At 54.0% G+C, this 13,961-nt stretch carries 5 protein-coding genes; all 5 read right to left on the bottom strand.

The features are described from left to right. Nucleotides 1-3: 3 nt before the first annotated feature. The 5 genes from drmB to KIH39_RS20605 are packed head-to-tail and all read right to left on the bottom strand — an operon-like array spanning nucleotide 4 to nucleotide 13,961. The gene (gene drmB / locus KIH39_RS20625; protein ID WP_213495110.1) at nucleotides 4-1,872 is read right to left on the bottom strand and encodes a DUF1998 domain-containing protein; all 1,869 of its coding nucleotides are present in this window, start codon (nucleotides 1,870-1,872) and stop codon (nucleotides 4-6) included. Beyond that, entirely contained in the window at nucleotides 1,869-5,486 is a 3,618-nt protein-coding gene (gene drmA / locus KIH39_RS20620) for a DISARM system helicase DrmA (protein ID WP_213495109.1), read from the bottom strand. The genes drmB and drmA overlap by 4 nt, the downstream gene beginning before the upstream one ends. Next, the gene (locus KIH39_RS20615) at nucleotides 5,483-7,360 is read right to left on the bottom strand and encodes an ATP-binding protein (RefSeq protein ID WP_213495108.1); all 1,878 of its coding nucleotides are present in this window, start codon (nucleotides 7,358-7,360) and stop codon (nucleotides 5,483-5,485) included. Before KIH39_RS20615 ends, drmA begins: the two co-directional genes overlap by 4 nt. Then, on the bottom strand, nucleotides 7,357-9,384 hold the full coding sequence (locus tag KIH39_RS20610; RefSeq protein WP_213495107.1) for a hypothetical protein: 2,028 nt from the start codon (nucleotides 9,382-9,384) through the stop codon (nucleotides 7,357-7,359). Before KIH39_RS20610 ends, KIH39_RS20615 begins: the two co-directional genes overlap by 4 nt. Beyond that, entirely contained in the window at nucleotides 9,381-13,961 is a 4,581-nt protein-coding gene (locus KIH39_RS20605; RefSeq protein WP_213495106.1) for an Eco57I restriction-modification methylase domain-containing protein, read from the bottom strand. Before KIH39_RS20605 ends, KIH39_RS20610 begins: the two co-directional genes overlap by 4 nt.

Below are 13,961 nucleotides of genomic sequence, written 5' to 3'. Positions count from 1 at the left end.
GGATTACTCGAAGAATGCCAAGTCGCTGCGTTCGACAGTGGAAACAAGTACTGCTCGGTCCAGATATTTGTTGCCGCGCTCGCAGGACGTTTCTGGAGCGAATAAGCAGGCATGGCACGAGGCGGCATGCAGCGTGTTGCCATCCCGATACGGATGATGCTCGGCACAGAGCGGATCGCTGGCACACAGCCGCATATTGTCCAGAGCCTGATCTAGATGCCGTTCTAACGTTTCCGGTTTGCCGAGAGACACCAGACCACCAAGTGTGCCTTCACTGTCCGGTGCAGCTGTGTAAATCAAAACTCCTGCCATCTCAACTTCGGGCTTTTTGGAATTCGTTGAATAAATCCGCTCTCTAAGGGAAGCCGTTGTATAACCGCATTCAACTGCCAATTGACGAATTAATGCGTGTGCAAATGAGTGCAGCAAAACGTAGCGAATCCCGGGGTAAAATTCTTGTGGCGGTTCCAACTTACGTGCGCTACGCCACCGTTGGTGAGCTTCCATAAATACGGCGTCCAAGCTCTTAGCTTTCTTGACCCACTTTTGGATTACGTCTTCCTTGAATTGAAAAAACAGACCTTCGCCCCGAATCTCTGATGCAGGTACCCAGGTTGGTTGCGTGCGAGAAAGCGGAACCCGTTGATTCTCAGGAAAAGCTGTAGGGTTGTCATAATCGCTGGGCGATTCGATTCGAGTAAACCCGACTAATGCTCTCACTTCTCGCAATCGCTCGGCCAAGACGATTTTCTCAAAGTACTTGGCGTATCTTTTTGGAGGAGCGGCGATCCGAATCTGAAAGTCCCGACCTTTTTCCGAGGAGTCGGGGTTGATAAAGACTTCCCATTCGGGCGTCTTGATATCGGTCGGTTCAACATCTTCTTCCGGAACTTCGGTTTTTTTGGCTTGGACTGCCTGCCAGATTTCAGCGGCAGTATACTCGGAAAGGTCACGTAACTGCGAGATAGACATCAAGAGTTCAATGTTTTGTTCACTCTGTACTTTCCCCAAAGTCGTCCAGTTATCTTCAACGAGTTGTTTCAGTTTTCCGGACGCTTGGGGAATCGCCAACGCCGAAAGTGTGAGCCCGAACCAGGAGTTCGATGCACCTTGGAGCATTGGCTCCATTCGCATGTCTTGACCATTGGGTGTCTTACATCCGGCATCATCGTGATCTCTGAGATGAGGACGACGTGCCTTGCAGACTGGCATCGCCATCAGATCCATTTTAAAAGCATCGGACATCGGGCGAGTAGCTCCGCAATTTGCACCTTCGCACTGTACGAAGATACTTGCGGCTTCTCCAGTGGCTGAGTTTTCGAGGAGCTTCAGACCACCCTTACAATTGTTGGGTCCACGATGGACGAAATCCCGCCAGGGAAAATCATCGAAATGACCATTCTTACAAGCCACGATAAAGCGGGCGGGCACGATAGTAGGCGACTTGCCGGGCTTTGTACAGTTCGCATGTATGTAGCGAATCTGATCGGTACGGTAGGGTGTCTCTAACTTGAACAGACCACTCCCCAGAGGAGCAAGTCGTCTGCAATATGGGCATACCATCCAACGAGGAAAAGGAGCAACGGGAATACCCACGAGCGTCGCGGAATCAAACTGATTCACTTGATAGGTATCAGGGACGACCGGAGCCGACCTAAGGGACTTGACTTGATGCCCCAGCATTTCTTTTACCGAAGCCAGAAGCCGTTGTTCGCCAATCTCCACGGTGTCCTTATACGACCAATCTTCCAGACCCATTACCATTACAGACAAATTTGGCAGGTCAATAATCGAGCCGATACCGAAGGTAGTAAGTGCTTGACTAGGACGAAGTTCGCCTACTTTGCAGCGTTTAGAATCATTATTGTTCATGGCGTTTCTCCGTCATCGGGCTCGTCATCCATGCCAAAATCATCAAGAATCAAATTGGCAGTCGGTTCAACATCCCGGAGGGAGTTTAAGCAAGTAAATTCGTCCCATGGTTCAATACTGGGCTTACGCAGCAAGCCAATCGTCACACCATCTTTTTTCGTCTCATATCCCAGCTGATTGCCTTGGGCCGTACGTTGTGCACGTTTCTGCCAAAGGTCCATCTTTCGTTTGAGTTGCTGCCGGACTTCATCAGCGGCTGGGACACCGGCAATCAATTCAGCTCGACTGGTGATCGCTTCTATCGCGTCCGTGACATATTGATGGTTTCTTTGGGTTGCCATCTGCATGGCCTTGTCGTTTGAGTTAAACTCGAAGCCTGGCTGACGGACTAATGAAATCAGCAACGCGGCCAGTCCGCGAGAAGTTGCTCCAGCCGAGAATGGAGTAACTGATAGGGCTTCTACATGTTTGTAAAAAGTGGAGTGATAATGTTCGAATGTTTCGTAGTGGGATAAGTCCCTTGGTCTTGCCCAGTTGTAGACTGTGCAGACTAGACCAGGATGCTTACGCCCAACACGGCTGGTAGCCTGAATATATTCTGCTGTTGTTTTCGGCTGACCGGCAGTAACCATCAATCCCAGCCTAGGCACGTCCACCCCAACCGAGATCATGTTCGTTGCCATCAATACGTCAATTGGACGGGAGACGAATTCGCCTCCTGCCTTGCCTTGCTTAAACTGATCGAATTGTGCCGGGTCGAAGCGACTCTCCAGAAGATCGAGAATTTCGGGGATCGCTCCGGAACCCAATCGGGAAGTAAGTTCTTTTACGGCATCAGGAGTATGAAGAATTCGCTTCGCTAATCCGCGATCCGCCATTCTCCGAAGTCGAGTGCGGACGTCGTCATCGACTAGGCGCTTCATGCCACCGAGTTCTCGTAGGCTGTTAAAGTATCCCACGAGAGTCATCCAGGGGTCGGCATCCAGGCCATACTTTTCGAACAACACCTGACCTGCAGATAGGAACGCAACATATACCCGAATGAGTGCTGCCTTCAAACGGCGTCCAGGGGCACACACGCCTATATACTTGCGCCCGGGTGTCTTCTCGTTTGAGGGCCGCTGTAGGGAGAAGAAATTGTCTCTGATGTCTAATCCGTTCGGTGGGAATGTCTCCAGCCGGCGAAGAAACAGAGCGTGCAATTGGTCCTTCGCATTACGGATCGTTGCCGTCGATGCCACAACCTTTGGACGGATTTTCTTACCCTTCACTTCCCAAGTGCAGAGTCGATCGATGGCCGTCTCATAGAGCCCGACTAAAGTACCGAGAGGACCACTAATGAGATGTAACTCGTCCTGGATGATTAGGTCTGGTGGTCGCAAGCGAGTATGAGGTAGAACCTTGGCTGACTTCTCTTGTCCCTTTCCCCGGTGGACTGCGTTAACTTCCAATTCTTCAGACCAATCAGCCAATCCCGGCGACCGGAAGCCGTGTCGTTCACAATATCCGTCCACTTGACCGAAGAGCATCTGGACAGAGCCGTTCCACGGCATCTGTGCGAACTTGTCCACGGTAGTAATCAATAGCGATGGCAGGCGACGATAGATTTCCTCGTCCACGACTATTACTGGCAGGCCTTCACCTGCGGCTAACTTCCTATTGAAAATGCATTTATCTTCCGACGCTCCACAATAAATCAACGTGCGGCAAGTACCGGTGGAGTACTTCTCCACGATGATGTGTTTACCGGGATCAATCTTCGTACCGCACCAGGGGCAATTGGTCAGTTGATTCGGAGATCCCGTACCCCCGATAGAGCTGGAACGTCTTGGACTGCGAGCGAGTTTAATAGCTTCATCGCTGTCATTGGTCCAGTTAGGTGTGGTTCCACCTCCGACCCATAAACCGATTCGGAATGGAGTCTCTCCCCAGCGGTGATCACCATTACTAGCAGCTTCGCGTCGAATATCCTCACACGCACAGATTAAAGTAGTGGCTCGTTGAAATTGCTGGAGAGTTAGAAGTCTTAAAGTGTACCGCATCAACACCGTGATGCCGTTTTCTCCGGAACGACCTTCGACTATCCCTTGCAGCCGTCGCAGTCCCAGCGTGTAGGCGGTCAGGCCCAGGTAAGCTTCAGTTTTACCGCCACCGGTTGGAAACCAGAGCAGATCCGCCACAGCTTCTGGGGATTCGCTGCGGTCGGGGTGATCGAACTTTGTGATCCCCGGTAAATTTAGCAGTACAAACGCAAGCTGGAACGGATACCAACTGCGGTTCTCGGAAATGTCGATGGCCCCCATGTCGGGCTTATCGTCGCCGCGGCGTACACGCTCTGCAAAGAGGGAGTGGGTTCGCTGGAGCCACATGGCTCGGTTCATGAAGGAGAACGCCTGAGCAGCTTTCTCGTCCTTGTCGAGCAAGTCCAGCCCTTCTTCGATTCGCTTGAGCGTCGTGCGGCATTTGGCAATGGCTTGCTGGGCGGGATTCTTGAAGCTCGCCAGTCCTTCGATGGGATCATTAATCCGTTTTTCTTCTCGGTCGATCCAATCTTGATAGGCTTCGACCAGCGGTTTCAGCTTCGACCCATATTGCTTCGGGCTGGCCTCGGCCAACACCTTCATATCAAGGACCATGCCCTGCAACTTGGCGAAGGACGGGTTGATCTCGGCGTCTTCGGGTCGGGGTGGGGTCGTCTTGGGGATCTCGTAACTTGGTATCACCTTAGTGCGGACACTGAAAGCGTAATTCGGATCAGGTGAGATATCGACATGTACGCCAATGCCATGCCCCACGGCGAACTCGATGTGCCGACGATAGAGCATCGCCAGCTGATCGTTCTCGGCCTTCACTCTCGGGTCCGTGCCAGTGAGTTCCAGGATAGTGTGCCGTTTGTGGATGACTGCCGCGCCATCTATTCCCTCAGCCATCAGTTCCGGTTGAAATATCCAGGCAGTGTCCTTCAGCTTCTCAGGCTCCTGCTGCTCATTGACCAGGAATACCGTGACACACCAGTGATCTTTGCGTTTGCGGATAAGGCCCTGGACAACTACCTCGGGACAATTTTTATCGAGCGGGATTGGTGAGATGGGCCCTTCCTTCAGTTTCAGGCAGTGCCTGCCCCCACGAGGAAATCGCTTCCACACTTTCCGAGGATTGCCGGTCTTCTCGCTAACGAGATATTCGCTGAACTGTTTGACGTACTGGCCCCAGGTCGCCGTCAGTTCCAGTTCTTTGGCCTCAATGTTTAGAGAAAAGGTCATGCCGAACGACGACGGGATCAGAGCTTTGTCCTGAGCCGGAGCCAGATCCGTCGTGCCGTCTTGCGAAGAATCTTTGCCGCCGAGAGCGAGTTCATCACCATCGAGCATCTCAAGGTCCGTGTCTCCTTCTTCATCGTCTCCGGCAGGAGCAGCGGCCGCCTTGGCGAGTACCTCCTCTGCCTTGGCACGCTTACGGGGAGCCAGGACGCCCACGAAATACCGAGTTCCGGGAGACTCGATAAGTTCCTCGTCAAAGCTACCGGGGCCAAGCAGTTCCTTTAGGACCATCGTTTCGAGTTCATCCCGAAGTTGGAGGGGCGAGACGGTGGGTTTCAGTGGCGCTGTACTCATTCCGCACTCCACGCTGGATTGGTTCGATACGATTGTTTCGGATGGTTGGGGTTATCTGGATACTGCATCACTAGCTGCCCATCTTGAGCCATTGGACGTAGTGTCCATCTCTGGAGGCCATTCGACTCTCGACTCAATAATTCTGCAAGTTGTTTGACTGTCAGATAACGTCCATCGCACAATTCTCTAATAATCGCTCGCATGATTTCAGGGTTCAGTTGTCGCTTTTTTCGGGCGGGTTCGGCGATCTTCAATAACTGTTGTTGATTCTCGGTAATCTCCCCATGTCCGGAGTTCGTATCCGGAGTTGCTTCGCCATGTCCGGAGTCCGTATCTGGAGTAGACTCCCCATGTCTGGAGTTCATAAACTGCTCCGCCAGCCGGTATGAAGCCCAACGACCGTAATTATCTTTGATCAGAAATCCTTTAGCCACCAAGTCTTGCAGCATTCGAGTGATGTCGGTTGTGTGTTCGCTGGAGAACTGCTGTAAACGATGGTTGGAGACACTACCTTCCACGTCCGCGGTCACCAATGCCTGGACCTCATGTCCGTCCAGTCCACCCATGTTATCACCCAGAACTAGGCGTAACCGGGCCAAAGAGTCTTCCGGTAACAGACTAACCATCGGCAGAGTCAGCCTCACCCGATCGGGTTTAAGTTGCTCTTCAATAATAGGCCATCGCCACTTTTGCGAGGCCCAACCCTGGCGGATTTTATCGATGCCAGACCCCGCCTTATCGCACGCCCCCATCATTTGAAACATCCGTTGAAGCAAAGGATTCCGACACTCGGTTACCGAGTGCCGCAACTGCTCTAACGACACCAAAAGAGTGCCAGGATTCGATAGCTCCAGCCTGTCGGGATAGCGGTCGATAACTACCCCGCCTAGACCTCGGTAATCGGCGTGGATGAGTGCGTTGACAAGTGCTTCCTGAATCGCCTCATGGGTAGGAGACATGCCACTACGCAGCGGATCAGTGAAGAGGGATGGCGAGTTGAGTGTTTGATAAGCGAAGGGCAGCTTCAGCCCGATTATCAACTTCGGGTAAACCCGCTGGAAGAACTGGAACAGGTTCGGCATCCAAGTTCCGTCAATGGTTAGCCGATCCACCCAGCGATCCGCTATCGAGTTGCTGACTCGCTCTCGATAATCAAGATGGAATTTTAGTCCAATCGATGGATCGTTTAATGCATCCTCGTTGCCGAACATCAAGAGTCCGGCCACAGTCAATCCCTCTTCGCCTGTCTCCCGGTTGACATTCCAACCGCCGAGTTTACGAAGGAAGCCTGTCGTGTCCTCTGTCAGCCATGCATGATTCGGGTTGCGGGCTGAAAAGCGATTGCGGTACTGCCTCAGAGATTCGTCGTCAAGATCGTGCGGCGTGAACTTCAACAAGATACGGCTGTCTGCGGATTGCTCGGATTGATCCGCCAGCATCCGACCCACTTCATCCCGGCTGCACAAGTAGTCGCCGTCGCTGTATCGCCGATAGGTTCCTTCGAGTGGATTCTGGCCCACGAAGATCGGGCGCTGCCGTCTTGAGGCGCGAGGGACTTCTACGAAAAGGACCAGTTTGCCATCAACAGGCACGATTCGCACATTGCTGTTGGCAAGTAGGTTGGCGTTGACCTTGCCCCGGTTGTGGATTGTGGTCCAGAAGTCTTTCTCGATCTTGACGGGATCGTCCAGTCCTTGAACCTCGAAGTCGCCGTCGTTCTCCCGGATACCCAGGACGATGACGCCGCCATCGGTGTTCGCCATCGCACTGTAGGTTTCCCAAAGACTCCCCGGCATGCCGCCCCTGGCCGACTTAAATTCCCAATCTTTGTCTTCCCCGGCGTTTACTGCCGCCAGGATATCGCTGGCATTCATGTGTCACTCCCTTCGCCAAAAGGAAGTGTTCCTTGGTTGGCATCAGACGAACCAATTTCAAGCTGCATTCCGAAAAGCGACCCAGGGCCGCTACTCAACGTCTCCTTCGTTACGTTTGCCAAGCGAAGCGATTCGGATGGCTGAGTCGTGGTCGTTACGATGTATTGGTAAGGCGTTTTGCCTTGTCCATCTGTCATCAGTGAGAAAGCTGCATCCAGCATTTTCTCGTAAAGTCGCACGTTCAGGTCGGCTTCCCGTGGGCTGTCGTGAATTAGCAAACCGGGATGGCAGACGGATTCCGATGAACTCTCCAACAGAATTGCAAGGTCGGCCAATAGTACGGCCAACGTCTCATACGCCTCGCCAGCCAAAGACCGCTCTCGGCTGATACGGAAGACAAGCTCATCTTTTGCGACGGATACCACGCCCTTGAACGTGGAGTTGATCGCCTGTCGAACGATGCCGTGAAACCGGCTTTGGAACTGTTGCATTCGCTCATTCTGCTTCGTCAGCAACACTACGAGTTCAGCCTTCAGTCGTTCGCTTTCATCGACTTTATTCTTCTCGTCGGAACGAAGTGTCGTGAGTTCTTGATTCGGTTCTTCGCCTTGCTCAACTCTGTGCCACTTCAGCAACTCGTCTGTGACTCTTGGAATCACTCTCAACCATTCGCTAACGATGCCGGTGCGTTTCAGGAGCGTGTTCTTTTCCTCGTTGAGTTGCTTCAACCTTGCCCGGATTTGTTGGAGCGGGTTCTCCTGTCGTTCCACTTGTCGGCCTAATTCGGCCTGAGCCTGATCCCGCCTCTGGACTATCGCTACCGTTTGCCGTTGGTCTTCAGTGAGCTTCTTGCTCGTAATCTCCTTGTCCAGTTGAACCAGCTTTTCTTTGACCTTTTCGCATTCTCGAACCAGTTCACCAGTTGGACACAGCCTGTCCATCTTTTCCAAGATGGTCTGGCGTTCGTTCTCCGGGCCAACGGACTGTTCGAGAACGGCTGAACCGCTGGCGGTGGCTTCGTTCGCGGTCACGTTCCGTTCCTGCATCTCGTGGATTTCGTTGAGTCTCGCCGTGGCCCCGTTGATTTGCGTGTCGAGGTCTGCGATCTTCCGCTCGATCTCGTCCAACTCGTCTCGGATGCTCGTGAGGCGAGCGTCACGCATTTTGGAAATGGTGAAAAGACCTTCCGATGTCAGCGGAGCCACATCTGCCTGCGCCACCCCATATTCATTGAGGAGCCGATTGCGTAGTTGGGTAATGTGAAATGCTGGCTCGGAGGTTTTCTCTTCGATCTTTTTTCGCAGTTGGTGCAGTTCAGATTCCAACTCCAACTGACGTTTCAAAATCTGTGGTTCTCGAACGTCGAGCATTCCAAGCATTGCCCGCACGCAAAGAGACACATCAACCTTCGTGAACTTCGAGAAGCCTGAATCACTTCGCGAGGGGCGAACATTCCAGAATCGGTCGTAACGGCTCTCTTGATCTCGACTGCAAAGCGCCAACACATGCAGCCATTGAATTACCTCTCCACCGGAGAGAACTTCTCGTTGTTGAAGCCTCGAAAGTCCAATCTCGTGGATTCTGTTCAGAAACTCCGAGTAGGCCGGTCGATCCTCCGCAGCAGTCAGATCAGCAAGCGAAACGCCTTGTCGAGCAAACTCTTTCCGATGATTTCCGACCGTTCGCAACACGCTCCATTCTTCATCATTCACTACGACGACAGCACCGACGTATCCGTGCGGAAAGCAATGCTTGACCTCGGCTACCAGATGTTCCTGGCCGAATGTCTTTTCTCCTAGACAGTAGCGAATCAGTCGGCACAAGGTCGTTTTGCCATTGCCATGCCCGGACTCGAATTCCTGTGCAGAGTCGTCAAGTTTTCCTTGGATGATGTTCAAGCCAGGGGCGAACGGAATGGTGCGTATTTCCTCAACTGGCGAGAGCGACCGATACAACGTCACTTGCTTCACCCAGAACAAGGGCGAAGTGCGTCGATTGTCGGTCTTCGTCGCCTTTCGAGTCACGCTGCTACTCCGTACCACTGATCCTTGTCATGCACAAATGACTGGAGAATTTCCGTAAATTCTGTCGTGATGTCCTTGGGGGCTTCAGCGTTGTCGGGGCCGACAGATGCTTGTAGCTCAACCAACTCTGCTGATGCTTTGCGAAGCAAAGCGACCAGTTCGGGTGCAGCAGCGGAATATGAATTCCGAACCGCTGCCAACTTCGGCCCAGCTTGAATCGTTTGGTCTTCCGGTTTGATAGCCTTGCGTTGAGTCAGCAAGTTGCGCAACTCGGCCCAGGGGATTCTGTTGGTTGAACTCCACGACGCCAAAGGCGAGGCTTTGCAGAGATTCGCAAAGGCGGTGCGATCCTTGCCGGTCAGGAGTCGTTGGTGACGCTCGTAACCCAGGGCAATCACGAGACTATCGACATACGCAGAAACCGGCAGTCCGGGGTCCGCTTTGACGAGATCGCAGACAAGGCCGCAGAGGTAATCTTCGAGTCCCGGCCTGGGAAACGTGCCATCATGGTCAAACAGTGACGCCTGAACTGTGGCTGTCGCAAGTTTCGCCTTGCGTTTGAGCGCAGGCTTCTTCTTCTCGTGCAGCCCTTGCTTCACTTCCTCGGCGTAGCGTTCGTGGTTCAGCTTGAGCAGGCGGGCGAGGACTTCACGGCGGGCGTGTTCGCTGATCGTGTAGCGGACACCCTGCTTCGTCTCGTGGAAGCCGTGGCCGAGGTCGAGATCGGTCCAGCCGTAGGCGGCGGCTACGGCGTTGTCCATCTCGACGTGGAGTTGTCGGAGCTTCTGGATGTCGGGGCTGGTTTCGTCGGGATCGTGGAAGCGGTTGTAAATATCCGTCATGCCCTCAATCCGAGATTCCATTACTCTCTTTCTTGAGGCGTAATAGCAACGCCCCATATCGGCCAAGCCCGAAAGATCACTTGGGAATGCAAAGGTCTCAAGCAAGTCAGTAGGCGAATACCGAAGCAATGCGAGATTATACGATCCGTATAGCCTCGCCCAAGCGTCATGGAGCGACGAACTTAGAAGCCCAAACACCGAAAATGAGTCGCTGGCAATCACAGCAAGGGAATGAGAAAAAACCATCCGTGGCTGAAGCCGTTCAAACGCAATATATTTTGTTGCTTGCGTCGCAATGGCAAAACAGGCATCCAGCAATTCTATCGCAGCGTAAAGACCAGGGCGTTTCTCCCCATAAATCCACCACTGCTGAGGCATAGGCTTTCTTACGATATAGTTGCCGTTGTTGTCGGTCCTGGTGCGTTCAGGTTTCACTCGCTCCTCGACCACGGCAAGACATTCTGGGAAATCGCTTGCGACATTCCCTTTGTATCCAACAGGTGCCGTGCTCCTGTTCAACGGCCAATCAAAAAAGCGGATTGCCCAAGCAGAATGGCTTGAATCATGCTTGCTATTGACATCTTGTCCCGTGATGTATGGAAAAATCACCTGCTTATTGCGCTCGTTCTGCGCAAGGAGTCGGTGAGCTTCGACGGGTTCCAACACAAAGCCGTTTCCGTACACTTTGACTCCGTTGAAAGACAAGCCGATATTCGCAGCAAGACGATGTGGCGTACCTGACACTGTTCCCTTTGCAACAAGAAAAGGTGTGATGCTCTCAACAGGTATGTCCTCTAAATGGCAAGCCCCGCACCAATGCCTGGAGGTCAGCCAAATGGGTGTATACGTTACGCTGGCAGCGCCGGGCCATGCCATGCGTTGATTCGCCCGGAATATGACCCATCCATTATTGCAGAGCCAGTCCAAGCAAACACTTCTGGTGTCGCCTTCCGCAATGGCGCTGGTTGAAACAAAGCCACAAGTCCCTATCGATTTAAGCAGAATGTGTGAGCGGAGTACGAAGTAGGCGCACAAATCGACAAGCCCCTTGCGACCATCTGCAACTCGACAAACCAAGAAATCACGGTATGGGGTGCCGAAGGCTCCCGTTAGTTTCTGACCGCCCATATAAGCAGGATTCCCGACAAACGCATCGAACCCACCCCGCTCAACCATGACTTCGGGGAATTCTAGCGGCCAGTGGAACGTCACCTGACCGGCAAGTGCCTTCTGTGCCTCTCGGCGAAATGTTGGCAACTCGCTGTCGCCGAAATGAACGGCCACTTTGATCGCTGCATTGTCCCTGGCGGATCGCTTGTCGGGAGCGGAGCCGGCTGCGAACTCGGCTGAAATCAGCATGTCGGCGGCACACTTGAGCCGGTCGATCTTTTCGTTCGCCTCTCGTAACATCCGGTCCTGAACCTCGACATCCTCGGCAGTATGAGCCTGCATCTCGGTAATCTGGCGACGTAGGGCGATAGCCTCCTGGATTTTGTCCTCCATGTAAGCCAGGACCACTCGCCGATCATCCCCCTTGCCATCGAGACTGAAATTCCGCAACTGTTCGAGGTTGTGAATGCCGACGAGTGAATCGCCGCATCGGATAGCATGGTCCAGGAACTCGAACGGCTTGTTCTTGGCGAGAGTCAACAACCAGAGCGACAACTTGGCCATTTCCGCTGCCAGCGGGTTCTTGTCCACACCGTACAAGCAACGCTGGGCCACGATCCGCAGAGCGTAGGTTTGGCGCTCGTCGGGGTCGTCGGGGATCAGCATCTCACCGGGCTTGCCCGTTGAGGTTTCGCCTTCAGGCGTGATGTGGACTATTCCAGGGTTGGCCCGTTGAACGGCGTCCCAGGCTTCGAGCAGTCGAGCCGCCATGTATCGGCACGCCTGGACCAAAAAGGCCCCGGAGCCACATGCCATGTCGCATATCTTCAGGGCAAGCAGTTCTTTGGCCGAACGGAGCTTCCACTGGTCCTTGGGCAATCCTTCAGCGGGGCCGACGTAAACCAGCGGCTCCAGCGTGTATTGCACGATGGGTTCGGTGAGGCTCTTGGGAGTGTAATGCGTGCCGCTGCTGCGTCGGTCGGTCCCAGCGGTGACGAAGACACTGCCCGTGGTGATGACAACCGGGTAATCCACATCATCGAGCCTCACTAACCCGGCGAACGGCTTCACCCGCTTCCAGAGGTCCGAGTCCTGACAGGCGGTACGGAAGCGACTGGCAAGCTGATCGTCAATCTCGGCGTTCAGGCCCTTCTTGATCGCCGATTCTGAGCGGCCCGATTCATCCTTCAGGAATTTGAGCAGTTCCTTCTCTCCCTTGGCGGCGATCTTCTCAAGTTCGGCCAGGGCGATTTCGGGTTCCTTGTCCCGTGTTCCCGCCAATCCCAACACCGGCTCGGTCGCACGCTTGGCGGTGTGGTCGAGCAGGCCCTCGTAGACGTGACCGATCTGTTCGATGTCGAGCGCCCGGAAACTGATTTTGCGAGCCTCGGTGGTATTGCCAATCTTAGTCCGCAAGATCTGCAAAGCTTCGAGCAGATGCAACACCGTGCGATTGCTGACAGGTAGCGGCGTAGCCTCGGTGTTCTTCCAACTTGTGTTGGACTTGCGTCCTTCGAGGAACGGGAAACGGTCGGGGTTGAACAGACTGCCGCCATAGGCCGGGAGCTTGAGCCGGTCGTGCTTGGCTCCCGCGTAAACAGCCCGGAAGGTTGTAAGCAATCGGGTCCAGGCGTCATAACGAAGACCGAGGATTTCTTCACCGAATTCATCTGCCGTGACGCGCAGCTGTTCGCGCAGTGTACTGACGGCGTAGTTCTTGTCGTAGAGTTCATCGCCCAGCAGAAGCAGTTCCCGTTCTTCTGCACAGAACAGGAACACCAGTCGCATCATGACAGTGAGGGCCGACTCGTAGAGAACCTTTTCGTTCACATCGGCCAGCAACTTCCGTCCATGTTCCTGGTCCGCCTTGTCGAGCGCCTGGATCAAGACCTCAACTGCCTTGCGGACCTGATACCCAAGCTGGTCAGTGACTTCCTGCTGGTCGGAAGCGCTCTTGTCGAGCAGGGCTTCGAGGGTTTCGTCTTCCGGCACGCTGAAGAGACGGTCGGCTCCAAGCAAAGTGCGGAAGGCCCGCAGCGTGATCTGTTCCTCAAGCCAGAGGTTTGCGTACCAGGAGACGTAGCCTGTCGTTTCGTTCTTCGGAGCATTCACCAACATCCAGTGATCGCCATTGGTGACGATACCAAGCCGGATGCCCGTGTCGTGCAGCAGTTGCATCATCCGACCATCGGGCCAGGCACTCCAACGCTTTCCCGCCACTGGTTTCGTTAATGATTGAGAGCGTGGATAGACCTGAACGAGCAACCGAGCCTTCTTCGAGGCGGGGTCGTTGACGATCCAATCGGGCCGCAGAGTTTCACCGCATTCGGCGACTTCGCTTTTGAGGGTCTGCGGGATCGCCTGCCCCTCGGCGAGATGTTCGTCGTAGCCCAGCGTCTCGCCCAATACAAATTTCAACCATGCCCGATGAATGCCCGGATCGGGCCGTTTGCCCAACTGGTTGTCGTCCCATTCATCGAACGCCATGCGCAGACGCCGAGCGTGATCCGCATCATGGGCATCAAGTCCCTGCGGAAACGCCTGTGCCAGCACCGGCAAACTCAGGAACGGGCCTGAGTTCGGCACGAGCGACAGCCATTCGTTATGGTGGCGGGTGATGGACAT

Source organism: Telmatocola sphagniphila (assembly GCF_018398935.1).
In the GTDB taxonomy this organism is placed as follows: Bacteria; Planctomycetota; Planctomycetia; order Gemmatales; family Gemmataceae; genus Telmatocola; species Telmatocola sphagniphila.
This window is presented reverse-complemented; position numbering and strand designations above follow the sequence as displayed.